21 protein-coding genes and 1 tRNA gene are annotated in these 21,689 nt (G+C 45.6%); 11 read left to right on the forward strand and 11 right to left on the reverse strand.

Annotated features, from left to right (window positions below; genetic code table 11):
• Window positions 1-106: 106 nt before the first annotated feature.
• Window positions 107-475 (reverse strand): hypothetical protein, encoded by a 369-nt coding sequence (locus EII32_RS01280; RefSeq protein WP_125233655.1) that lies wholly within the window; start codon window positions 473-475, stop codon window positions 107-109.
• Window positions 476-808: 333 nt separating this feature from the next.
• On the opposite strand from EII32_RS01280, the gene EII32_RS01285 reads away from it, so the two are divergent.
• Both EII32_RS01285 and EII32_RS01290 read left to right on the forward strand, forming a co-directional pair.
• Entirely contained in the window at window positions 809-1,735 is a 927-nt protein-coding gene (locus tag EII32_RS01285) for a magnesium transporter CorA family protein (RefSeq protein ID WP_125233656.1), read from the forward strand.
• Between the two features lie 133 nt (window positions 1,736-1,868).
• Window positions 1,869-3,728, forward strand: coding sequence for a DUF349 domain-containing protein (locus tag EII32_RS01290; RefSeq protein ID WP_125233657.1), 1,860 nt, complete (start codon window positions 1,869-1,871; stop codon window positions 3,726-3,728).
• A 113-nt stretch (window positions 3,729-3,841) separates the two neighbouring features.
• On the opposite strand, the gene EII32_RS01295 is transcribed toward EII32_RS01290, so the two are convergent.
• Window positions 3,842-3,912 (reverse strand) — tRNA-Gln (locus EII32_RS01295).
• Window positions 3,913-4,148: 236 nt separating this feature from the next.
• On the opposite strand from EII32_RS01295, the gene rsfS reads away from it, so the two are divergent.
• From rsfS to EII32_RS01310, 3 genes are all read left to right on the forward strand, one after another.
• Window positions 4,149-4,508 carry a ribosome silencing factor gene (gene rsfS, locus EII32_RS01300; RefSeq protein ID WP_125233658.1) on the forward strand — a complete coding sequence of 120 codons (360 nt, stop codon included), beginning with the start codon at window positions 4,149-4,151 and terminating at the stop codon, window positions 4,506-4,508.
• An 86-nt stretch (window positions 4,509-4,594) separates the two neighbouring features.
• Window positions 4,595-6,595 (forward strand): ATP-dependent zinc metalloprotease FtsH, encoded by a 2,001-nt coding sequence (ftsH, locus tag EII32_RS01305; protein ID WP_125233659.1) that lies wholly within the window; start codon window positions 4,595-4,597, stop codon window positions 6,593-6,595.
• The gene (locus EII32_RS01310; RefSeq protein WP_125233660.1) at window positions 6,576-7,427 is read left to right on the forward strand and encodes a phosphatidate cytidylyltransferase; all 852 of its coding nucleotides are present in this window, start codon (window positions 6,576-6,578) and stop codon (window positions 7,425-7,427) included. The genes ftsH and EII32_RS01310 overlap by 20 nt, the downstream gene beginning before the upstream one ends.
• Window positions 7,428-7,546: 119 nt before the next feature.
• Here the strand turns inward: EII32_RS01310 and EII32_RS01315 are convergent, their stop codons facing one another.
• Window positions 7,547-8,068, reverse strand: coding sequence for a DUF6935 domain-containing protein (locus EII32_RS01315; protein WP_125233661.1), 522 nt, complete (start codon window positions 8,066-8,068; stop codon window positions 7,547-7,549).
• A 429-nt stretch (window positions 8,069-8,497) separates the two neighbouring features.
• Between EII32_RS01315 and EII32_RS01320 the strand changes: the two genes are divergently transcribed.
• On the forward strand, window positions 8,498-10,807 hold the full coding sequence (locus tag EII32_RS01320) for an Ig-like domain-containing protein (RefSeq protein WP_125233662.1): 2,310 nt from the start codon (window positions 8,498-8,500) through the stop codon (window positions 10,805-10,807).
• A 204-nt stretch (window positions 10,808-11,011) separates the two neighbouring features.
• On the opposite strand, the gene aroB is transcribed toward EII32_RS01320, so the two are convergent.
• From aroB to EII32_RS01335, 3 genes are all read right to left on the reverse strand, one after another.
• Window positions 11,012-12,049, reverse strand: a complete 1,038-nt coding sequence (aroB, locus tag EII32_RS01325) for a 3-dehydroquinate synthase (protein WP_125233663.1) — start codon at window positions 12,047-12,049, stop codon at window positions 11,012-11,014.
• A 71-nt stretch (window positions 12,050-12,120) separates the two neighbouring features.
• The gene (locus tag EII32_RS01330; protein WP_233582277.1) at window positions 12,121-12,990 is read right to left on the reverse strand and encodes a TlpA disulfide reductase family protein; all 870 of its coding nucleotides are present in this window, start codon (window positions 12,988-12,990) and stop codon (window positions 12,121-12,123) included.
• A 38-nt stretch (window positions 12,991-13,028) separates the two neighbouring features.
• Entirely contained in the window at window positions 13,029-13,964 is a 936-nt protein-coding gene (locus EII32_RS01335; protein ID WP_125233803.1) for a calcium/sodium antiporter, read from the reverse strand.
• A gap of 154 nt (window positions 13,965-14,118) precedes the next feature.
• Between EII32_RS01335 and EII32_RS01340 the strand changes: the two genes are divergently transcribed.
• Window positions 14,119-15,186, forward strand: a complete 1,068-nt coding sequence (locus EII32_RS01340) for a hypothetical protein (RefSeq protein ID WP_125233664.1) — start codon at window positions 14,119-14,121, stop codon at window positions 15,184-15,186.
• 181 nt (window positions 15,187-15,367) lie between these two features.
• Here EII32_RS01340 and EII32_RS01345 read toward each other — a convergent pair whose 3' ends face one another.
• The 5 genes from EII32_RS01345 to nusB are packed head-to-tail and all read right to left on the reverse strand — an operon-like array spanning window position 15,368 to window position 18,811.
• Complete coding sequence (locus EII32_RS01345; RefSeq protein ID WP_125233665.1) at window positions 15,368-15,814, reverse strand: DUF5606 domain-containing protein; 447 nt, start codon at window positions 15,812-15,814, stop codon at window positions 15,368-15,370.
• Window positions 15,815-15,870: 56 nt separating this feature from the next.
• Window positions 15,871-16,443, reverse strand: a complete 573-nt coding sequence (gene coaE / locus EII32_RS01350; protein WP_125233666.1) for a dephospho-CoA kinase — start codon at window positions 16,441-16,443, stop codon at window positions 15,871-15,873.
• Window positions 16,440-17,423, reverse strand: a complete 984-nt coding sequence (locus EII32_RS01355; RefSeq protein WP_125233667.1) for a CdaR family protein — start codon at window positions 17,421-17,423, stop codon at window positions 16,440-16,442. The genes coaE and EII32_RS01355 overlap by 4 nt, the downstream gene beginning before the upstream one ends.
• A gap of 19 nt (window positions 17,424-17,442) precedes the next feature.
• Complete coding sequence (gene yajC, locus EII32_RS01360; protein WP_125233668.1) at window positions 17,443-17,772, reverse strand: preprotein translocase subunit YajC; 330 nt, start codon at window positions 17,770-17,772, stop codon at window positions 17,443-17,445.
• Between the two features lie 37 nt (window positions 17,773-17,809).
• Window positions 17,810-18,811, reverse strand: coding sequence for a transcription antitermination factor NusB (gene nusB / locus EII32_RS01365; RefSeq protein WP_125233669.1), 1,002 nt, complete (start codon window positions 18,809-18,811; stop codon window positions 17,810-17,812).
• 246 nt (window positions 18,812-19,057) lie between these two features.
• Between nusB and EII32_RS01370 the strand changes: the two genes are divergently transcribed.
• From EII32_RS01370 to purN, 4 genes are all read left to right on the forward strand, one after another.
• Window positions 19,058-19,669: a 50S ribosomal protein L25/general stress protein Ctc gene (locus EII32_RS01370; RefSeq protein WP_125233670.1), complete on the forward strand. Its 612-nt coding sequence runs from the start codon at window positions 19,058-19,060 to the stop codon at window positions 19,667-19,669.
• Window positions 19,670-19,740: 71 nt separating this feature from the next.
• On the forward strand, window positions 19,741-20,352 hold the full coding sequence (pth, locus tag EII32_RS01375; protein WP_125233671.1) for an aminoacyl-tRNA hydrolase: 612 nt from the start codon (window positions 19,741-19,743) through the stop codon (window positions 20,350-20,352).
• A 218-nt stretch (window positions 20,353-20,570) separates the two neighbouring features.
• Window positions 20,571-21,041: an RNA-binding S4 domain-containing protein gene (locus tag EII32_RS01380; RefSeq protein ID WP_233582278.1), complete on the forward strand. Its 471-nt coding sequence runs from the start codon at window positions 20,571-20,573 to the stop codon at window positions 21,039-21,041.
• 24 nt (window positions 21,042-21,065) lie between these two features.
• Window positions 21,066-21,647, forward strand: coding sequence for a phosphoribosylglycinamide formyltransferase (purN, locus tag EII32_RS01385; RefSeq protein ID WP_125233672.1), 582 nt, complete (start codon window positions 21,066-21,068; stop codon window positions 21,645-21,647).
• The last annotated feature ends 42 nt before the right edge of the window (window positions 21,648-21,689 follow it).

A 21,689-nucleotide genomic window follows, 5' to 3' on the forward strand; every position in this document is an offset into this window, starting at 1 on the left:
TTTAACTTGCAAATATTTTTCAAAGTTTTTTAATCGCACCATTTTGCATGACAGAAAGAAACTCCCTATCTGTCGCCAAATAGGGAGTGAAAAGTTTTCTTCAAACTCAATCGTATGCGTTCTGAGACAGGTAATCGTCACAAGGTACATTCCGCTCTGTGTCGGTATAGGTTATCTCGTCATCATCATCGAGTTCCAATTGCACCAGTTCTGCCAGTACAATGTCGCGGAGCGATGCTTCCACGAGAGTCTTTCCGCGCTTCACATAGATGGTGGGTACAGGGTGACGAGGGTCTTCATCGTGCATTCGGCAGAGTACCATTCGTTCTGCCGAATGGGTAAAGCCACGGCGTATCTTGACAAACTCCACTTCGGGCATCATCTGTGTCAGTTCACGGCGCACTGTATCAATGTGCTTGAAATCCTCATAGAACACTTGCACCTGTATCTGTCCTCCACAATCTTCGACCGACAATCCATAAAGGTGAAAACCAAAATACTCTTTCAGCCGCAGTTCGTAGTCCTTACCATGTTGAAGATTCCATTTAGAAACGCAACGTTTTTTGTAAAAAAATAAATGATAATGCTTGTATTATAAAAAAAAACACTAACTTTGCAACCGCAAATTGCGCATTATACCATTATTTATTAATAATAATTTAAATGGCATGTGCGCCAATATTAACTTAAAGCAACGACAGCATGGACGACTACCCGGCGGAAAACAACGAGAATTTATCGTAGGCAGAGGATTACCACTTCCGCGGGGCTAATCCTTCGCCAAGAAAATCATTGAAGGATTAGGAAAATGAAGAAATATTGGAACACAACAGGTTGCCTGAAACCATTGGCAGAGTGGCAGCCGAATTGTTGGACGCAGGTTACATGTCCGACAGACGAAGATCAACGCCAACTGGAGGAAAAGTTCGGCATTCCCGATTATTTTATAACCGACATCAGCGATACCGACGAGCGCGCACGCTACGAGTACGACGATGGTTGGATGCTCATAATTCTGCGTATTCCTTATGTCAAGGAAGTGCGCTCCCGTACGCCGTTCACAACCGTGCCGCTCGGCATAATACACAAACGCGACGTTACGATAACGGTTTGTTACTACGAGACAAACATGATGCTCGATTTCATCAGTTTCCACCAGCGGCGAGGCTCCGGATTTACCGACTATGTGGATATGATATTCAGACTGTTCCTGTCGTCGGCAGTATGGTATCTGAAACGACTGAAACAGATAAACAATATAATAGAACGTGCCAAGCAGGACCTCGACAAAGGTGTTGATAACGAGTCTCTCATAGGGTTGAGCAGACTGCAGGACTCTCTGACATATTTCATTACCTCGATACGCGGGAACGAGAATCTCATGCAGAAATTGAAGTTTAAACTGCAGGTTGATGAACTCGATGCAGACCTCATCGAAGACGTTAACATCGAGATGAGTCAGGCTCGCGAAACCACGAACATATATTCGGACATACTCGAATCGACAATGGAAACATATTCGAGCATCATCAATAACAACATGAACACTGTGATGCGTACGCTTACCGTGGTAACGATTGTTATGATGTTCCCCACACTCGTGGCGTCGCTTTTCGGCATGAACCTCATCAACGGCATGGAAAACAGCCCCGTGGGATTTGTCGTCGCACTTGCAATTTCGGTTCTCGTATCCTTTGGCTCGTGGGCAGTTTTGAGGTGGAGAAGGCTCGTTTGATTGCGAAAAGTGAAAAAAAACTCTTTTTTCTTAGGTTATTTAAAATAAAAGACGTAATTTCGCACGGCGAATTATATCGAATACTTTACTAAAAGAAATAGAAAAACTCGAATCATTAACTAAAAAAAGTTACATGTTAGACTCTCAAGAGAACGCCTTGGAGCAGACAAGGACAGAAGAAATGGCGGTCGATAACACGACTGAAGTAGTGAACGGAGAGGCGGTGGGAGACATCGCCGAGGTTCAGAATGAAGAAACAAAACAGCAAGAGCAAGCACCGAAAGTCTATGAAACTAAAAAAGAAGTAATAGAACGACTCAAAGAGATTGCTCATGGCGAAGAAGCACCGGTCAAGGAAGAGGTCGAGGCATTGAAGTCTGCATTCTACAAACTGCACAAGGCGGAACGTGAGGCCGGCCTGAAAGAATATCTCGAGAGCGGAGGCGATCCCGAGAAATATCAGATAGTACCTGATGACGATGAGGAAGTCTTCAAAAGCGAGATGACGCTCGTAAAGGAAAAACGCTCAAAGATTTTCCTGCGACAAGAAGAAGAAAAACAGGAAAACCTGAAGAAAAAACTGGAGATAATAGAGAAAGTCAAGGCAATGGCAACATCGCCGGAGGAAGCCAATAAATCGTATCAGCAATTCAAACAACTGCAGCAGGAGTGGAAAGAGATTAAACTCGTGCCGGCAGACAAGTCGAACGAACTGTGGCGCAGTTATCAACTATATGTGGAACAGTTTTACGACTTGTTGAAACTGAACAGCGAGGCACGTGAATACGATTTCAAGAAAAACCTCGAGAAAAAGACACTGCTATGCGAGGCGGCAGAGAAACTTGCCGAGGAAGAAGACGTGATAAGTGCATTCCACCAACTGCAAAACCTGCATCAGGAATACCGTGAAACGGGACCGGTGGCAAAGGAGTTGCGAGAGGATTTGTGGATACGTTTCAAAGCGGCTTCGACCGTAATAAACAAGAAGCACCAAAAGCATTATGACGATGTGCGTGCGAAAGAGGAGGAGAACCTTGTGCGCAAGACCGCACTCTGCGAGAAAGTAGAGGAGATTGCGAAAAGGGAAAACAAAAAGGCTTCGGATTGGGACAAGAATACCAAGGAGATAATAGAAATACAGAAAGAGTGGAAAACCATAGGCTTTGCACCACAGAAGATGAACGTGAAAATCTTCGAACGATTCCGCAAAGCATGCGATGATTTCTTTGGAAGAAAAGCAGAGTATTTCAAGGAATTGAAACAGCAGATGGGAGAAAATGCCGAGAAGAAACGGGCACTCGTAGAACAAGCACAGGCATTGCAGGACAGCACCGATTGGAAAACAACGGGTGACAAACTGATAGCATTGCAGAAAGAGTGGAAGACAATAGGAACGGTGTCGAAGAAAATCGGAGACCAACTGTGGAACGATTTCCTCGCAGCATGCAACAAGTTTTTCGAGGCTCGCAACGAGGCAACATCGGGAACACGGCAGGCTGAAAAGGAAAACCTTGGAAAGAAGCGTGACATCATAGAAAAGTTGAAGGCTATGCTCGAAGAGCCCGGAGACGATGCAAAGGACAAGGTGCATCAACTTACCGAAGAGTATAACAGCATCGGACATGTGCCTTTCAAGGAGAAAGACAAATTGTATAATGAATATCGCGAGGTTCTCGACCGTATATTCAAAGAATTGAATATCAGTGCAAACCGCCGCCGTCTTGACAATTTCCGCAGTTCGGTGCGTAGCATGGCAGAGCGTGGGGAAGGGACTCTCGACAGTGAACGCGCACGACTTATGCGGCGTTATGACGGACTGAAACAGGAGATACAAACCTACGAGAACAACCTCGGATTCCTTAACGCGGCATCGAAAAAAGGCAACTCGCTCATTGATGAGATGAATCGCAAGGTGCAGAAACTGAAAGATGAGTGCGAACTTGTGCGCCAAAAGATAAAAACCATTGACGCAGAGAATCGCGACAAGGAATGATTCGGTCGTAAAAAGACATGCAAAATCCCTGCAAACAGAAATGTTTGTGGGGATTTTTGTTTGACAATGATATAAAAAAAGCATCTTTCCCGATGTGAGAAAGATGCCTTTTGTTGGGGTACTCGGACTCGAACCAAGAATGACAGGACCAGAATCTGTAGTGTTACCATTACACCATACCCCAATCTTTAAAAACAACCGGATGACAACATTGTAATTTGCCCACACAAAGGGTATCACCCGTATTGCGGGTGCAAAGGTACATCTTTTTTTTTAAAGACAAGCACTTTTATCCACTTTTTTCTAAAAAATATCAAATTAACATGCAATATTAATTGTTTTACGATTATAAGATGTACCTTTGCATAACGTTTTGTGAAATGACACAGAGCATAAGAAAAATATTATTTGACAACGTAAATGACAATGACAAAGCAACTTGTAGAAGTAATTACTCAAGGAATACAAGAAAAGAAAGGAAAAGATATTGTAGTAGTGGATATGCAGGGAATAGACGGAGCAATCTGTAACTATTTCGTGATTTGTTCAGGCAACTCGCCGACACAGGTCGCTGCAATAATGGATTCTGTGGAAGACACGGCACGAGATAAAGCCGGTGAAAAGCCTGTCCGAGTGGTCGGAGAGCAACAGGCACAATGGATTGCCATGGACTATATAGATGTAATGGTACATATCTTTCTGCCCGATGCACGAGAGTTTTATAATATCGATCGACTCTGGGAAGACGCAGGAGTAGTGAATATCCCTGACATTGACTGACATCTGGAGTGAAATATGCGAATTGACAGGGTGAACAGTATTTATTTTTAAGTAAAAAAAACAGGTAAGTTTACCGTAGAAAAGAAATGGAAAAAGACAATAATAACCTACCGAAGATGCCGAAGTTCAACATGAGTTGGATTTACATACTCATATTGTTGGCTCTTGTTGCTTTTTACCTCTCGGGCGGCGATTCCATAGGAGGCAGCATGAACAAGACTGCCACGTATGATGAGTTCAAGGTCTATGTAAACAGCGGATACGCACAGAAAGTGGAGGTGAACAAGAGTGACAACATACTTAAGATGTATGTCAAGCCCGAACATGTCAGGCAGATATTCAAGTCGGGTACCGACAAGGTGGGGAAAAATCCTTATCTTGAAGTGCAATATGGAAGTACTGATAAGGTGGAAGAATTTATCAATGCCGCAAAAGAAAGTGGAAAATTCAAAGGACAACTCGACTATCAAAACCGCAAGGACAGCGGTTTTATGAATATACTCATAAATTTCGCTCCTTTTATCATCCTCATTGTAATTTGGATTTTCATAATGAGGCGCATGAGCGGAGGTTCCGGCTCGTCGGGAGTGTTCTCGGTGGGTAAGAGCAAAGCAAGGATGTATGAAAAAGGAGGGGATATAAATGTTACGTTCAAGGACGTGGCAGGGCAGGAAGGTGCTAAACAGGAGGTTCAGGAAATAGTCGAGTTCCTTAAAAACCCGAAGAAATATACCGACCTCGGAGGCAAGATTCCTAAGGGAGCATTGCTCGTCGGACCTCCGGGAACGGGCAAGACACTGCTTGCCAAGGCTGTTGCCGGTGAGGCAGGTGTGCCGTTCTTCTCAATGTCCGGCTCCGATTTCGTGGAGATGTTTGTCGGTGTTGGTGCCAGCAGGGTGCGCGATCTATTCCGGCAGGCAAAAGAAAAAGCGCCGTCCATAATATTCATTGACGAGATAGACGCAGTGGGAAGGGCGCGCTCAAAGAATCCCTCAATGGGAGGAAACGACGAGCGAGAGAACACCCTGAATGCCTTATTGACAGAAATGGACGGCTTCGGGACTAACAGCGGGGTAATTATACTTGCCGCAACGAACCGTGTGGACATGCTGGACTCGGCACTGCTTCGTGCCGGACGATTCGACCGTCAGATAAATGTTGACCTGCCCGATCTCAACGAGCGGCGTGCCATTTTCATGGTTCATCTTAAGCCGATAAAGATAGATCGCAATCTCGACATAGACCAGTTGGCACGTCAAACTCCGGGATTCTCGGGAGCCGACATCGCAAACGTGTGCAACGAGGCAGCCCTTATTGCAGCACGCCACGACAAGAAAGTAGTGGAAAAACAGGATTTTCTCGATGCCGTTGACCGCATCATAGGCGGATTGGAGAAGAAAACCAAGGTGCTTACGGCACATGAGAAACGCTCCATTGCTATACATGAGGCCGGACATGCCACAATCTCATGGTTCTGCGAGCATGCCAATCCACTTGTGAAGGTTACCATAGTACCTCGCGGACGTGCACTCGGGGCTGCATGGTATATGCCCGAGGAACGTCAGATAACGACAAAGGAACAGATGCTCGACGAGATTTGTGCTTTGTTGGGAGGACGTGCGGCCGAAGATTTGTTTATCGGTCAGATTTCCACCGGTGCGATGAACGACCTTGAGCGCGTTACCAAGACCTCTTACTCCATGATTGCATACGCAGGAATGAGCGACAAACTGCCCAATGTTTGCTATTACAACAATCAGGAATATAATTTCCATAAACCTTATTCCGAGACGACGGCGCAGGTCATGGACGATGAGGTAATGAAACTTATAGCCGGACAGTACGAACGTGCCAAGCAAATACTGACGGAACACAAGGAAGGACATAACAAATTGGCGCAGTTGCTGATAGACCGAGAAGTTATTTTTGCCGAGGACGTAGAGGAAATTTTCGGCAAACGTCCATGGGCAAGTCGTTCGTCTGAGATTATGCAAGATACTGAAGACACGACGACATCTGTGGTTTCCGAACATCCTGCAACAGAAATAACAGAGAAGGAGAGCGACAATGAAAAATCTGATTGTTAGAGCAATAACGGGAGTTTTTTTCGTTACGGCAATAGTTACTTGCTTCCTCAGTCCTGTCACAATGGTGTTTCTTTTCGCCATTGTCACGGGACTAACGGTGTGGGAATTCACAGGTTTGGTCAATGAACAAGCGACTGTCAGTGTCAACCGTTTCATCTGTACGGTTGGCGGTGTTTATCTGTTTTTGGCAATGGCAGGATATGTCAGCGGCTTTGTTGCCACGAGTGCGGTGTTCGTGCCGTACCTGCTTACCGTAGTGTATCTTTTCATAAGCGAACTATACATGCGTGCCAAGAATCCGGTAAACAACTGGGCATATACAATGTTGTCACAGATGTATGTCGCATTGCCGTTTTCAACGCTTAATGCCCTTGCCTTTACTCAGCAAAGCAACGGAACCATTGTGTTCAGTACAATTATTCCGTTGAGCATTTTCATATTTCTTTGGGTCAGCGACACCGGTGCATATTGTTGCGGTTCGCTCTTCGGCAAGCACAAACTTTTCCCGCGTGTCTCACCGGCAAAGAGTTGGGAAGGAAGTATCGGCGGTGGCATATTCGTGTTGATTGCGGCCGCAGTTGTATGGTATTTCACCGGAGGTGTTGCGGGTGAGAGTTCTCTTACGCTGCCCGTATGGCTCGGACTTGGGCTTGTAGTCGTTGTGTTCGGCACATGGGGCGATCTTGTGGAGAGTCTTTTCAAGCGTACTTTCGGAATAAAGGACAGTGGAAACATCCTCCCCGGTCATGGTGGAATGCTCGACCGTTTCGACTCTTCGCTCATGGCATTACCCGCAGCACTTGTCTATCTTTATTCCGTATCGCTTTTGTGAGGAGATTTTTATGAATTGAGAAAAACAGGAATTGAGAGAGTAGGGAGAGTTTGGAAATGTTTTTCCTTAACTCTCCCTATTCATTGTATATAATCTAAACATATTTCTTTTCTGTGGAATCAAGCCCACGGATTTTCTTCTACCGGCAGTCTTATGTCTGCAAGGAAACTAAACTGTGTAACAAACCATTGTCCCGTACTTGGTTTTTTGCGAAGACTTATTGGGCGCGGACTGTCTGCACCGCCGGAATGCAGATAAAGTGTTGCCAGCGTTTCGACATAGGAATGCGGATTGCTTGATACTTTTACGGTAAACGGAACCGAAGGCGTGTATCCGTTGTTCGGTGTTGCTCCGGCAAGGAAAGAGCGTGTTTTGTATGTCTTGCCGTAAAGCCGGTCGCGCAGAAACTGCACGTCCATATTGCATAGCGGACTTGGTCCTTTGAGAAAGTTCAGCATCTCAAGCGAGTCCTCGATGCTTTCCTCGTAACGGCATAAGGCGGCAACTACAAGTGCGGCAACCTCAAACTCGTCCGTAAGTCCGGCCTGCGGCATAACTTTCAGTTCGTCAATGTTTTTCGGCAATGTTCGGAACGTGATATCCTTCGATTTGTTCCCACTAAGAAAATCTAAAAATCCCATGCTCTTATTTTTGTTTTTATAGTTATTAAATTAATTGCAAAGATATATATAAAACATTTAATTGTTATTGTTGCAACTATCTTTAACATTGTTTTCTGGTATGAAAACAGTTCGTAAAATTACATGAATTAAATGGCTTCCAAGGTAAGTATTCAAAATTAATTATATACTTATGTATGCCTTTTATTCACTTCTCTTTTTAGTCTTTCCGCCGACTATTTTCAGTCTTTCTGCCCTCCGCTCTCATTCTACCATATAACGCAGTGAGTGAAAAACAAACATAAATATACAGGCGATTAATTTTTAACACCCGTTTAAAATTGGATACATTATAAGAATTAAGTATTATGCTACTTGTTAAACTCGAATATTATTGATAACTTTGCAAACAAGACAGAATGCTTGATAACGTTTTAATCAAAACAAAATATGAAACATAATTTTTACCTTAAAACAATACTTGTACTGCTCATGGTTGTTTTTGTTTTTAATGCCTATGCAGAAGAAAAGACAAGTACACTTACTTTTACCATAGAATGTAATGGCAGCGGCATGGCTGATGATGATGCGAAATGGACTATTACTTCCGATGCACCGGAATCTAAGCATGATAGTTCTAAAGGTATTCATTATGGAACATCTAAAAGAGCCGTGAGTTATTTGAAACTAACCACTTCAGACATCAGCGGTAACATAACAAAAATAGTCGTTAATGCTTCGGGCGCGTCTAAAACTAAGGCAAAAATAAATGTTACCGTTGGCGGAGTTCTCTTTGGCAGCGAACACAACTTGACAAAAGATAATGCCCCATATACTTTTGAAGGCAGCGGTACAGGAGAGATTGTAGTAAAACTTGAACAGGAAAGTGCCAAGAAGGCACTATATGTAAAGTCTGTTGCCGTTACATACTCGACAGATCCTTTACAAGGAACAGAAGACCCCGAGAACAGTTTTGCCGAGGAAACACAGAATGCCACCATTGGCATTCCTTACACATTGCAGGAATTGACGACAAAGAGTGACGGTGGAAAAACATACGAGAGCAGCAACATTGATGTGGCAACGATCAATAACAACGGCATAATAACATTGCATAAGGCCGGCGAGACAATTATCAAGGTATCGACAATGTCTACCGCCATCTACGCTGCGGGTTCTGCATCATACAAACTTGTCGTTGCAAAAGGTACACCGAATTTTGAATTTGTATACGATGGTTTCCATGTTTTCAAAGGCGATGAGACGACAGGTCCGGAGTTGACAAATTCCGGCGATGGCGAAGTTTCCTATTCTGTTGAAAACGAAAACATAGCGACCGTTGACAATACGGGACTGATAAAAGCACTTGCCGTGGGGCGAACCACCGTCAAGGCAATGGCGGCAGAGACCGATGCATACCTTCAGGCATCGGCGTCTTACACCCTCATCATCGAGGAAAAGCCATCTTCAAAAGGAATATACGAGATAGTTACGGATGCTTCAACGTTGAAGAACGGAGACAAACTTATATTCGTTTATCAAGGAGAAGGGACTTTACCGGCGGCAATGGGACCTAAAAAAGCATACAACTATGGTAGGACAACTGTTTCTTACATCAATGCGGAAGACAAGAATATTATAAAAGTATCTGAAAAAACATCTGCCGGTGTAACAGCAATATTGCTTGGTGGTAAAACCGGCGAATGGACTTTCAAAACGATTGACGGCTACCTTAATTCTACGTCAAAAGGAACAAGCAATCATTTGAAAACCACCGAGAATGCCGATGACAACGCCAAAGCATCAATTACATTTGCCGGAAATGATGCAACGGTTAAATTCAAAGGAAACAGTCGTGTGATTAAATATAACACAAAGTCTTCTTTATTCTCAAGTTACAATATTACAAATAACTTTCCTTTAATTCAGATTTACCGTAAGATAAAAGATGTAACGATTTCTTTCGCGAATGCTTCCGAAGAAATAACATTCGGTGACAACTATAATAAGCAGGAGGCTGTTGTTGAAGGAACCGAGGACACACTTGTTTATACAAGCAGTGATGATACGAAAGTTAAGTTCCATGGCAATAATATAATTGACATTCTTTCTCCCGGCATTGTGACAATTACTGCCACAGACCCGAAAACAACATTCAGCGGCAATTACGAACTCGTAGTAAACACTCCCTCTTCTTCTCACGAGATAAATCTCACGTTCGGCGATACAGGTTACCTGACATGGGTTGCCACAAGCGACATCGACTTCTCGCAGACAGAAGGTATAAAGGCATACCAGATAACGGAAGCCGCCTCGCATAAGATTACCGCCGAGGAGGTGGCGAGAGTTCCGAAAGGTGCGGCTGTATTGTTGAAGGGCACCGGCACCATAACACTGAAGCGCACGAGCGGCGTTGCACCGCTTTCCAGAAACAAGATGCTCGGTTGTACAGACGCTTTGGTTGCAGGTATGACCGGCGGCGAAACATCTACCGACATTTATGTTCTCGGTAACGGCAGCAACGGTATCGGCTTCTACATGCTCCAGAATTATCTTCAGGCGGGGAAGGGTTATTTAAAGATTACCGGCGCATCGGGTGCAAAACCTTCGTTCATCGCTTTCGACGAGACCACGGGAATTGCCACCGTTGTCTCCGAGACAGTTGAAAATGACACATACCACAATCTTCAAGGTGTTCGTGTGGCAACTCCGCATAAGGGCATATACATAAAGAATGGCAGTAAAGTAATTTTCAAATAAGGAACATGGAACGCTACAGCATGTAAGATAAAACATGGCGTACCCCGTAAGTCGGCATCATGTAATATACAAAACAACAATCTCGAAAGATGAATGCAAAGTTTTGCAATACGGATTGCCGGTAAGTTTAAAAAATAAAGGTAGGAAGCAAAAATACTATGTTAATTGACATGTTTTTGCTTCCTACCTTTATTTTTCATTTTATCAACACCCCTCTCGATAGAAATCCAAAGCCTCTCTTATCTCCTCATCGGTAGCATTTTGGTCAATGCGTATGTCCCCGATGTCTGCGAGTAGTGTGAAATTCATTTTTCCTCCGACGTTCTTTTTATCGTGACGCATCAATGACAGCAAATCGTCATAGTCGTTGCATGTCATCGGCATTTGTCCGTAGTACTCTTTTATGAAGTTCACGGTTTGCCTCATCTTTTCTGTCGGGAAGCCCGTTTTTATCACGCAGAGATACAATTCGCACACCAGTCCGTATGCCACTGCATAACCATGTGGTATCGGTTTGCCGCCGGTCATGGTGAAAGACTCCAGTGCATGCCCCACGGTGTGTCCCAGATTGAGAGCCTTTCGCAAGCCTCGCTCTTGCGGGTCTTTCTCAACGATGCGTATTTTCACTTCCACCGATGCGCTTACCATGTCTCGTAGCAAATCCGTATCGTGCCGTGCGAGGTCGTATTCGAGCAGTTCAGCCCATTGTTCTGTTGTGCCTGTCAGTCCGTGTTTCAGCATCTCTGCATATCCCGAGCGAATGTTCTTTTCGTCGAGAGTTTTCAGGAAATCCGTGTTTGTCAGCACGAATCGGGCATTTCTGAATACGCCCACCTCGTTCTTCAGTCCGTTGAAGTTAATCCCCGTCTTTCCTCCCACTCCGGCATCAACCATTGCGAGCAGCGTAGTGGGGATGTTTATGAAATCGATGCCCCGTTTGAATGTTGCAGCGGCAAATCCCCCGAGGTCGGTTATCATTCCTCCGCCGAGGTTTATCAGCAACGAGCGGCGTGTCGCACCGTTGTTGCAAAGGTTCTGCCATATTGCTGCAAGAGCGTTGATGTCCTTGTTATTCTCTCCCTGTCCCACCACTATGTTGTGCGCACCGCATAAAGCGGGGAGACAATTTATCAATGGCAGGCAGTGCTTGGCGGTATTCTCGTCCGTTAGGACAAAGATGCGGTCGGGGGCACATTTGTCGATAGCCGCGGCGAGATCTTGTAGGAAAGGGGAGGGGAGCATTGCTGTTATTTTTTGCGACTTGCTGTTTTTTTACGGAGGATTATTGGTGATTAAATAATATTTTGTCGGGACTAATCTTTGTATATTTCCGCGAGTTTTTCGAGAAGTGCTTCTGCACGCAGGTCGGCTGCGACGATTTTTCCGTCCGGACCGACGAGTATGTTTGACGGGATACTCTGTATGCCGTATATCGGAGCAGCGGCACATTCCCAGCCTTTCAGGTCGCTTATGTGGTGCCATGCCATGCCGAGGTCGCTTACTGCCTTTTCCCATGCAGCCTTGTTGGCATCGAACGAAACACCCACCACGTCGAATCCCTTGTCATGATGACGTTTGTATGCTTCCACCACGTTCGGCATCTCTTCGCGGCATGGGCGACACCAACTTGCCCAGAAATCAACAAGAACATAGTTTCCTTTGCCGCACCACTCCGACAAGTTGCGCTCTTTCCCGTTGAGATCCTGCATTTTCAGGTCGGTATATGTCACGCCCGGGGCACGCAGAGCCATCATCTCCATGCGTTTTCGCAAGTTGGCAAGTTCCGGCGCGTTATAGTATGATGCCTCTTTCGGCATGAGAACGAGCAGGTCTTCATATTCAACCATTTCGCCAACCTCGCCCACAAGTTTCTTTGCCATTTCCTGATCGCTGCCGTCTTTTACCACATCTTTTGCAAGTTCAACGAGTTTTTCGATTTCTGCATAGTACTCGTCTGTGAGTTGTTTTATTTTCTCCTTGTCGGCATCGCCTTTCGAAAAAGCCTCGTACTGCTTGCCTATTTCGCCTACGCGTTTCTCTATTGCGTCATACCGGTTTTGCCAAGTCCGGCTTAAATTTGTCTTGTTAACTTCTGTTACTGCAGAATCGGCAACTTTTCCAACCTGTGCCTCTGCCAATGTTGCGACTAACGCTGTAATTATAAAAAAAGCAATTCTTTTCATGTTCTTTTAAGTTTTATTATTTGATACCAATTTAATTATCATACTGCATGCATTACCAACCATGACATATATCCGGCGAACATGGCAACGATCAGTCCGCCTTCCCACCGAGCCACGGTGTATTTGGTAAATGAGAACAGCCACAAGATTACCATGCTGAGCAGCATTACCGTGAGGTCGAGCCACGAGATTCCCTGTATTTCCATAGGATTGATTACTCCCGTTATGCCTATTATCATGAGTATGTTAAACACGTTGCTGCCGATGACGTTGCCCATCGCAATGGCACATTGCCCCTTGCGTGCAGCCACGACACTTGTTGCCAATTCGGGCAGCGACGTGCCGCCGGCAACTATTGTCAGACCGATTACCGCCTCGCTCATTCCGAGCAGCGAAGCCACTTTCGTGGCACCGTCAACAAATATGTTGCTGCCCACGATGAGGCATGCCAGTCCGAGCAAGATAAAAGCCGTGGCACGCCACATCGGTATTTCTTTCATGTTTTCAGCGTCTCCGTTGTTGCCGCCTTTTCTTGCCGATTGCACTGTATATGCCATGAACGCGATGAACACCGCAAAGAGCATCGCGGCATCGAGACGAGATATGTTGCCGTCGATGCCCATGAGCACGAGCAATGCCGAGGCGAGTACGGTAAAAGGAATGTCCTTCTTGACCGTTGATTTGGATATTGCCATGGGAACCACCAATGCCGTTATTCCCACAATAAGCATGCTGTTGAAGATGTTGCTGCCCACGACATTGCCCGCGGCAAGGTTGCCCGTTCCTTTCATTGCCGACACGAAACTTACGAAAAACTCCGGCATTGACGTACCCATCGCCACTACGGTGAGACCTATGATAATTGGCGGAATGTTCATTCTAGATGCAACGGACGTTGCCCCGTCGGTAAGTTTTCCGGCTCCCCAAAGAACCATCACAATGCCAAAGACGATATATACAATATTCATCATAATCGGTTGCAAAGATAAATATATTCGCCGAAAAAATGACGTATATGCAGAGTTAATCAATATTAAAAGCATTTTTCTGCATTGTCGTACAAACATAAATGCTTATCTTTGTGAATTAATTATATACATATTTCCATCTTAAAAAACTTTATTTAGTATGACAAAGGCAACCTTATTCAGTATGACAAAGGCTATTTTGGTATTTTTGTCGCTGATTATTATTTCATCGTGTACGGAGGATTTGAAAAAGAAAAAGGACGAAATACTCGGTAAAAGTCTTTCGGACAGCATCGCAACCAACACGGAAAAGAAGGACTTAACACCGGAAATGACGGACAAAGAGAACCTTGCGGACCTGCCGTTGTTGGTTTTCAACGAATACGGGACATCTTATTGGTATGCCCCGTTGGGCTATATCCCGTCGTCGCAACTGAGCGGAGACGACTTTTACGCACTTTCGGAAGAGAAGCAGGAGGCTGAAAACGAACGTGGACGTAAGGAGGTTGAGGCTTTCGTACGGATGCTCAAGAGCAACAAAAAACGATATACCATGGTGGTGTGTGCGGGAAAGAGGAGAACGATAGATTATGTGTCGTGCAACTTTGACAAGGGTAACGAAGGGACGCTGGCATTAGGCAGGAAGGGCAGCGAGCGCGACGAACAAATGCAGTATGTGTGTTTCAAGAGCGGCACCGGACACTATGACGAGAAATACAATGTTGGCATGGCATTGCCGGAGGATTATCTTAAGACGCACAAACTTGTGGATTGTAAATACTATGCTTTCCAAGAAGGAGACAAATATGCAGACAAGCAGATGACAAAAGACGCAAAACGCGAGATAGAAAAGCGCACGGGCAAGAAGGTGAGAAAAGCACGGCTGAACGGAGAGGCAGACGGAGGGAAATACCGTTACTATACGGTATTTTTCACCGACAATGGCAAAAAGGCTTTCGCAATGCAGGCGGTGACTACCCCCGACGGTGTGGTTCTGGGCGAAATGGAGCAGACCATATACGACGAATACGGAGATGCGCAGTGGGCAGTTGATATGGAAGGCGACTATCCTGGCATGAGCATTGTAATGGCAGAGGAGTATAATGGGAACTTGCGATTGTGGTATGTTGACACAGCACCCGAACATACCAACTGCGGAACGTTCACCGTAAAGGGAAACAAACTCATAAAACGCGAATACTACGGCTTCTATGTAATGGTAGATTGACAGTTTGCAGAGGTGCGATATGACACCGGTGTAAGGCACGATGCGTTTCCGGCGTGATGCAAAACAGGCGAAATTGAAAAGCAATTTCGCCTGTTTTACTTTCCAATTTCGCCCAAATTACATTGCAATTTCGCCTGTTTTGATTCCGCGAAGGGAATATACGGCAGTGTGTTACGGAGTTTTACTCCTGCTCCTTGCGGTCGTCTATGTTGTCGCCCTCGGTCGGTTTCATTTCCGATTCAAAGTCTGTTATTCCGTTCTTGATGAGTATGTTGTACCACTGGAACAGTTTTTTGATGTCGTTGTCGTGAACGCGTTCGCGGTCGAAGTCGGGAAGTATCTCGGCAAAGTATTCTCTGAGTTCTTTGCTCAATGCTTTCTTGTAGTTTATCGACACCTCCTTGCCCTGCTCTTTGTCACGCAGCGAGGCGAGGATTGTCATAAGAGGAACGTCCTCGGCATCGGTGAACATTGCTATGTCGGCAAGACTCGTAACACGGTCGGTTGCGAAAGCCGGTATGCGTCTGTGTGTTTCGTCGAGGGTTTCTACTATGAGGTTGGCGCGTCCGCGCGATACTAATTTGTAAAGACCGGGCTTTCCGGCGATTGATAGGATTGTCTGTTGCATGTTATTGTCGTATTATTTATTATTATTGGGTGTTCTTTGATTTTTATGTGATTTTATCAGAGATTTTCCAGAGGGTTCGTTGAGGGTACAAATCGCATTCCGACGAGTTGCGGAAGTAGCGGCGACCCGTCGTTGTTGACTATGATGTGGCTGCGACGGGCAATTTCCTCCTGACTCATTTGGCAGCCAATCCACTGTTCGGCCTTGCGGCGCGTTATTCCGTCGCGTGCCATTATGCGTTCCATACGCAGTTCGCGTGGAGCCGTCACGCATATTATACGGTCAACGAGGCGGTCGAATCCGCTCTCGAACAGTATTGCACATTCCATCCATTCAATTCCCGATTCTTCGAAATCGCGTGCCACTGCGGGATGTACTATTGCGTTCACCGCCTTTTTGTTCTCTTCGCCGGCGAGCAGGAACTGTGCGAGTATCGGTTTGTTGAGTTCTCCGTTGTTGTAAACTTCGTTGCCTACGAGACGTTTCAACTTCTCCTTTATTTCTTCCGAAGTGCGCATAAGTCTCTTGGCTGCGTTGTCGCAGTCGTAAATCTCCATGCCCTGTTCTCGCAGTAGTCGGCAGACATAACTCTTCCCGCTTCCTATTCCACCCGTTACAGCCGTCTTCATTGTTCTTCGATGAGATAGTCAACCTTGTCTATTTCAGGTCTTGCGTTCCTTACCCCGTGTGGCACGGCAACGAGTCTTATGGTGCATTTGTCAGACGGATTTGCCGTTATGTCGTTGTAGTCTGCCACCACTTTGAAACTTGTCGGGCGTATCGAACGGTACATGCTGGCTCCTGTGACGAATATAACTTTCACTCTTTGTGGGAAAGTGCGCAACACCTTACCGGTCGGCATGTTGATGGCCGTTATGGGAACTTCGAGTCTTTGCTCTGTCATAATGTCCGAGTAAAGTCCGATTTTCACTTTGTTCGGTATGTATTTCACCCCGTATATCCGTTTCAGTGCTATGTCTCGTATCACGGTGTCGGTAAAATTCTGTAGGTATATCGGCACTGTAAACGCTTCTTTTATGCTGTCGAGCAGTTCGTCGGAGGCGTATATCAATACGCTGTCCGGCCAAAACTTTACGTTTGCGAGATAAAGGCTTTCTCCCGGGTCAATCTTTCCGCTCATTCTTACCGGCACTTTCTTGCTCCGCCCGTATGTGTAAACAATGTCCAACTTGTCCGGTCTCATTCCCGTTATCTTGGTCGATTTGAACAAGTTTTGGTAAACCATTCTTTGCAGGTCGGCAGTTCCTATGGTGCTGCTGCGCTTCTCGTTCATGTATTTTGAGAAGTCTATTTCAATCGGATTTATCTTGTTCCCGTACACATATCCCATCACGAGGAAGCCTTTGTCGCGCACGTTGACGCGCAGTGTGTCCTCTGTGTTTGTGGTGATGACCACGTTTTTCGGCACGTTTGTCAGCCTTATCGGCACGAGAATTTCTTGGTCGGTGTCTTCGTTCATTGCGAGCAGCCCCCAAAAGGCTCCGCTTGTTACGAGGAAGAACAAGAAAATAAGGGACTCCTTGTTCACTATTTTGAACAAGAAGTCCCTTATTTTGCGGAATGTTTTCCTTCCCTCGTCTTTTCTCATTGCCGGTATGTGTGTGGAGTTATTTCTGCGTTGCGGAAGCCGCTGCCGTATTGTCGGCAAAGACTTGCGCACGATCTACACGGATAACCGTACCCTTTGCTATCTCCACTTCTATTATGTTGTCGTTGTTGTCTATGCGTTTCACTATTCCGTGAATGCCTCCTCCCACTACAACTTTTGCTCCTTCTTCGAGCGAGTTTTGGAATTCGCGTAGTTTTTTCTGCTGTTTCTGCTGCGGTCTTATCATAAAAAACCACATTATTACGAATATTACGACCAGCATCAAAATCATTGTCCAGCCGCCGCCTTGTCCCTGTTGTGCGGCATCTAAAAGCATTGTCGTTGTCATTTTTCTTTTTTATTATTTCGTTGTTAATTTCTTTATGTTATATTTCTTCCGTTTTCTCCTCTTCGTTATCGGTGTCTCTGTCTTTCGTTTCGGCATTTACCGTTGCCGGTCTTATTGCCTTTATCACCTTTCCCGTGTCAATTATATAGCGTGCTATGGCATCAAGCATTCCGTTTATATACCCGAAACTGCGCGGTGTGCTGTATGCCTTTGCAAGTTCGACGTATTCGTTTATCGTAACGTTTATGGGTATGTTGGGGAATGTTGCCATCTCTGCTATTGCTATTTGCATTATTACCACGTCCATGTATGCCAGTCGGGAGAAATCCCAGTTACGCGATGTCTCGCTCATGTACCGTTGGTATTGGTCGGCATTAAGTATCGTCGCGCGGAACAATTTCCTTGCGAAATCCTTGTCTTCGTAGTCCTTGTATTCCGGCAACAGTTCTTGGTTTTTCCCGTTTTTCGGGTCGAAGCGTTTTATTGTTTTCAGCACGAAAGTGTCGACGATGTCTTTGTCGTCGTTCCAATATATGCTCTTCTCCTCGAAGAAAGAATCGAGGTCGGTGTTGTCCATGATGAGTGTGCGGTATATTTTTCTCCACAACTCCCGGTCGACATCATATTCCTCCTCTTCCGGGTTGGCCATATATTCCTTGTATATCGCGCTTTGTTCAATATGCGACAGAAGTTTTCTTACAGTGTCAATCTCGTCTTTCCATGTTGTCTTTTTGCTTTCCACGAACTCCAAAAGCATCTTGTTGCTTTCCAGTTGTATCTCGAACTTGTTGTTGCAGAATTTCTGCGACGGCACTTCCCGTCCTTCTCTCTCTGCCCTTGCGGTTTCTATCTCGTTCTGTCTGCGTGCTTCGTTCGTAATGGCAACTATCAGTGAGAGCAGCATGTTATACATGTCGTATGCCTTTGACAGGCTGAAGAGCAGTTCTTTCTCTGCGTTATCCATGTTCCGATTGCCGTTTTGATAGTATGCGTAGGTTAACTGGACTACCTTGTTTCTTATGAGTTCTCTGTTTATCATATATGTAATTCCGTATTTGGATTAACGTCTTATGTGCATCATTATTTTGGGCAAAGGTATGCAAAAAAGTTATTTTGTGCAAGAAAAGCCTTGTTTTTTATAGGAATTTTAATAGAAAACTTGGCGGTTTCGTTAAAAAGTGATACCTTTGCACCGCTTTTTCAAACGCGTCGTTTGAGGTTTTCTCGTGTAATGGCGAATTAAGAGCATGTATTAATTAACAACTTAATTTAGAGTAACACATTTATGAAAGAAATTAATTTGACAGGTCATAAGCGTGGCGACCTTGGCAAGAAGGCTACGAAATTGTTGAGAAAAGAAGGACTCGTTCCCTGCAATCTCTACGGAGAGGCAAAAGACGAGAACGGTCTTCCGAAAGCTTTGGCATTCGCGGTTTCAATGTCAGAACTGCGCAAAGTTGTATATACTCCGCACATCTATGTGATAAACCTTGACATAGACGGCGAGAAACACCTTGCAATAATGAAAGAACTGCAGTTCCATCCGGTAACCGACGCGGTGATGCACGTTGACTTCTTCGCAATCAATGACGAGAAACTCATTACCATCGGCATACCTGTTAAACTGAACGGACTGGCACAAGGTGTGCGCGACGGTGGTCGTATGAGCCTCATTGTGCGTAAGTTGGATGTTCGTGCAAAATACAAGGACATTCCCGAAACGCTCGACATCGATGTTACAAACATGACAATCGGCAAGAGCATCAAGGTAGGCGACCTCAGTTTTGAGGGTCTCGAGATGGCGACAAGCAAAGAAGTTGTTGTCTGCACAATCAAGGCTACGCGCAAGAGCAACGCCGCAAGTACTAATAACGAGGAAGAGGCTGCTGCCGAATAAAAGGCAGACCGCCCGCCGCCTCCTGAGAAACCTGTATTTGAAAACGACAAAAGCAGGATTTTGATAGGCAGATGGATAAATACTTGATAGTAGGATTGGGAAATCCGGGTGATGAATACGCCGGAACCCGCCATAACACAGGATTTATGATATTGGACGCTTTTGCCAAGGCGTCCAATGTCATTTTCAGCGACAAACGCTACGGATATGTGGCAGAAACATCGCTGAAAGGGCGAAAGTTGATATTGCTGAAACCCACCACGTTTATGAATCTGAGCGGCAATGCCGTGAGATACTGGCTCAACAAGGAGAACATCGACCAAACAAGACTGCTCGTTGTGGTTGACGAGATGGCACTGCCGCTCGGCACGCTGCGACTGAAAGGTAACGGCAGCAACGGCGGACACAACGGTTTGGGGCATATACAGCAACTCATAGGGCAGGACTATGCACGTCTCAGGGTGGGCATAGGCAATGACTTTCCACGCGGAGGACAGGTGGATTGGGTGCTCGGTAGATATACAGACGACGAAATGAAGGTTCTCGAACCGCAGATGGAGGTGGCGGTTGAAGAGATTAAGAGTTTCGTACTTGCCGGCATCGACATTACCATGAACCGGTTCAACAAGAAGAAACCCGTTTCGAAACCTGCCGCCGATGCCTCCGAACCTTCCGATGAGTAGGTGTTCGAAATCAATCGTATAGTATGAAAGTACGGTTTTGTAAACCTTTACTTTACCGGTATCCTTACGTCTCTTTTTCTTCATTGCACGGTCTGTCTTCGGTTGTGTGAGGTGCACACTCTTTCTTACATGCAACGGAATGACTGAAAAACAAACACAGATATACGGCTAATTAATATTGGTCACCCATTTGTAAGATAATGGAAAGGAAAAACAATATGCAACAGACAAAAGGCAAGGGGTATGCCGACGGACAGAACATGGGGGCGGAAACGGCACGTCTCGACAAGTGGCTGTGGGCTGCCCGCATATTCAAGACGCGCTCGGTGGCGGCAGATGCCTGCAAAAACGGGCGTGTGACGATGAACGGAACAAACGTTAAGCCGTCGAGAATGATAAAGACCGGCGAGACGGTAAGTGTGAAAAAACCGCCGGTTACTTACTCGTTTCGGGTACTGAAGTGTATCGAACAGCGCGTGGGAGCGAAACTTTTGCCGGACATTTACGAGAATGTAACCGACCCGAAGCAATACGAAATACTTGAAATGAGCCGTATAAGCGGGTTCGTTGACCGTGCGAGAGGTACCGGAAGACCGACAAAGAAAGACCGCCGTGCCATGGACGCATTTGTGGATCCGGCAATGTTCGGCTTCGACGATTTTAACGATGATTTCGACTTTGACGACTAAATGACAACAAACCATTGACCGAACATGAAGAACATTGCAATTTTCGTTTCCGGAAACGGAACAAACTGTGAGAACATTATACGCCATTTTCATAATTCGAAAGTGGCTCGTGTGAAACTTGTGGTAAGCAACCGTCCCGACGCATACGCACTGACGCGTGCAAAAAATCTCGGGGTCGACACCGCCATTGTCGGCAGGGCAGAGTTTGCCGGGGCGCAAAACGTGTTGCCGTTGCTGCAGAAGCACTCGATTGACCATATAGTTCTTGCCGGTTTTCTGCTAATGGTTCCGGAATATCTTATAGACAAGTATGATGGCAGGATACTAAACATTCATCCCTCGTTGCTGCCGAAACATGGCGGAAAAGGCATGTACGGGCATCACGTCCACGAGGCTGTAAAGGCGGCGGGAGACACCGAGACGGGAATTACCGTTCACCGCGTGAGCAACGTTTGCGACGGAGGCGAGATTGTGGCACAGTTCAAGGTGGCGCTCACTCCGTCGGACACGGTTGGGGACATAGAGGCAAAGATTCACGTTCTCGAGATGAAACATTTTCCCGGTGTCATCGAGAAAGAAATCAAAGAGTTGTATACAACGGAGTGATTTGATGTAACTTTACGATATAAAGCGGCGCAGGGAATTTTC

Source organism: Prevotella sp. OH937_COT-195 (genome assembly GCF_003932845.1).
GTDB lineage: Bacteria > Bacteroidota > Bacteroidia > Bacteroidales > Bacteroidaceae > Prevotella.

What these genes read in the sequence shown, in the direction of transcription:
- EII32_RS01315 (WP_125233661.1), bottom strand. Translation starts at nt 8,068, where the DNA reads ATGGGATTTTTAGATTTTCTTAGTGGGAACAAATCGAAGGATATCACG.
- pth (WP_125233671.1), top strand. Translation starts at nt 19,741, where the DNA reads ATGGATAAATACTTGATAGTAGGATTGGGAAATCCGGGTGATGAATAC.
- EII32_RS01380 (WP_233582278.1), top strand. Translation starts at nt 20,571, where the DNA reads ATGCAACAGACAAAAGGCAAGGGGTATGCCGACGGACAGAACATGGGG.
- EII32_RS01370 (WP_125233670.1), top strand. Translation starts at nt 19,058, where the DNA reads ATGAAAGAAATTAATTTGACAGGTCATAAGCGTGGCGACCTTGGCAAG.
- coaE (WP_125233666.1), bottom strand. Translation starts at nt 16,443, where the DNA reads ATGAAGACGGCTGTAACGGGTGGAATAGGAAGCGGGAAGAGTTATGTC.
- EII32_RS01330 (WP_233582277.1), bottom strand. Translation starts at nt 12,990, where the DNA reads ATGAAAAGAATTGCTTTTTTTATAATTACAGCGTTAGTCGCAACATTG.
- yajC (WP_125233668.1), bottom strand. Translation starts at nt 17,772, where the DNA reads ATGACAACGACAATGCTTTTAGATGCCGCACAACAGGGACAAGGCGGC.
- EII32_RS01290 (WP_125233657.1), top strand. Translation starts at nt 1,869, where the DNA reads ATGTTAGACTCTCAAGAGAACGCCTTGGAGCAGACAAGGACAGAAGAA.
- purN (WP_125233672.1), top strand. Translation starts at nt 21,066, where the DNA reads ATGAAGAACATTGCAATTTTCGTTTCCGGAAACGGAACAAACTGTGAG.
- nusB (WP_125233669.1), bottom strand. Translation starts at nt 18,811, where the DNA reads ATGATAAACAGAGAACTCATAAGAAACAAGGTAGTCCAGTTAACCTAC.
- rsfS (WP_125233658.1), top strand. Translation starts at nt 4,149, where the DNA reads ATGACAATGACAAAGCAACTTGTAGAAGTAATTACTCAAGGAATACAA.
- ftsH (WP_125233659.1), top strand. Translation starts at nt 4,595, where the DNA reads ATGGAAAAAGACAATAATAACCTACCGAAGATGCCGAAGTTCAACATG.
- EII32_RS01320 (WP_125233662.1), top strand. Translation starts at nt 8,498, where the DNA reads ATGAAACATAATTTTTACCTTAAAACAATACTTGTACTGCTCATGGTT.
- EII32_RS01345 (WP_125233665.1), bottom strand. Translation starts at nt 15,814, where the DNA reads ATGCAACAGACAATCCTATCAATCGCCGGAAAGCCCGGTCTTTACAAA.
- EII32_RS01285 (WP_125233656.1), top strand. Translation starts at nt 809, where the DNA reads ATGAAGAAATATTGGAACACAACAGGTTGCCTGAAACCATTGGCAGAG.
- aroB (WP_125233663.1), bottom strand. Translation starts at nt 12,049, where the DNA reads ATGCTCCCCTCCCCTTTCCTACAAGATCTCGCCGCGGCTATCGACAAA.
- EII32_RS01340 (WP_125233664.1), top strand. Translation starts at nt 14,119, where the DNA reads ATGACAAAGGCAACCTTATTCAGTATGACAAAGGCTATTTTGGTATTT.
- EII32_RS01310 (WP_125233660.1), top strand. Translation starts at nt 6,576, where the DNA reads ATGAAAAATCTGATTGTTAGAGCAATAACGGGAGTTTTTTTCGTTACG.
- EII32_RS01355 (WP_125233667.1), bottom strand. Translation starts at nt 17,423, where the DNA reads ATGAGAAAAGACGAGGGAAGGAAAACATTCCGCAAAATAAGGGACTTC.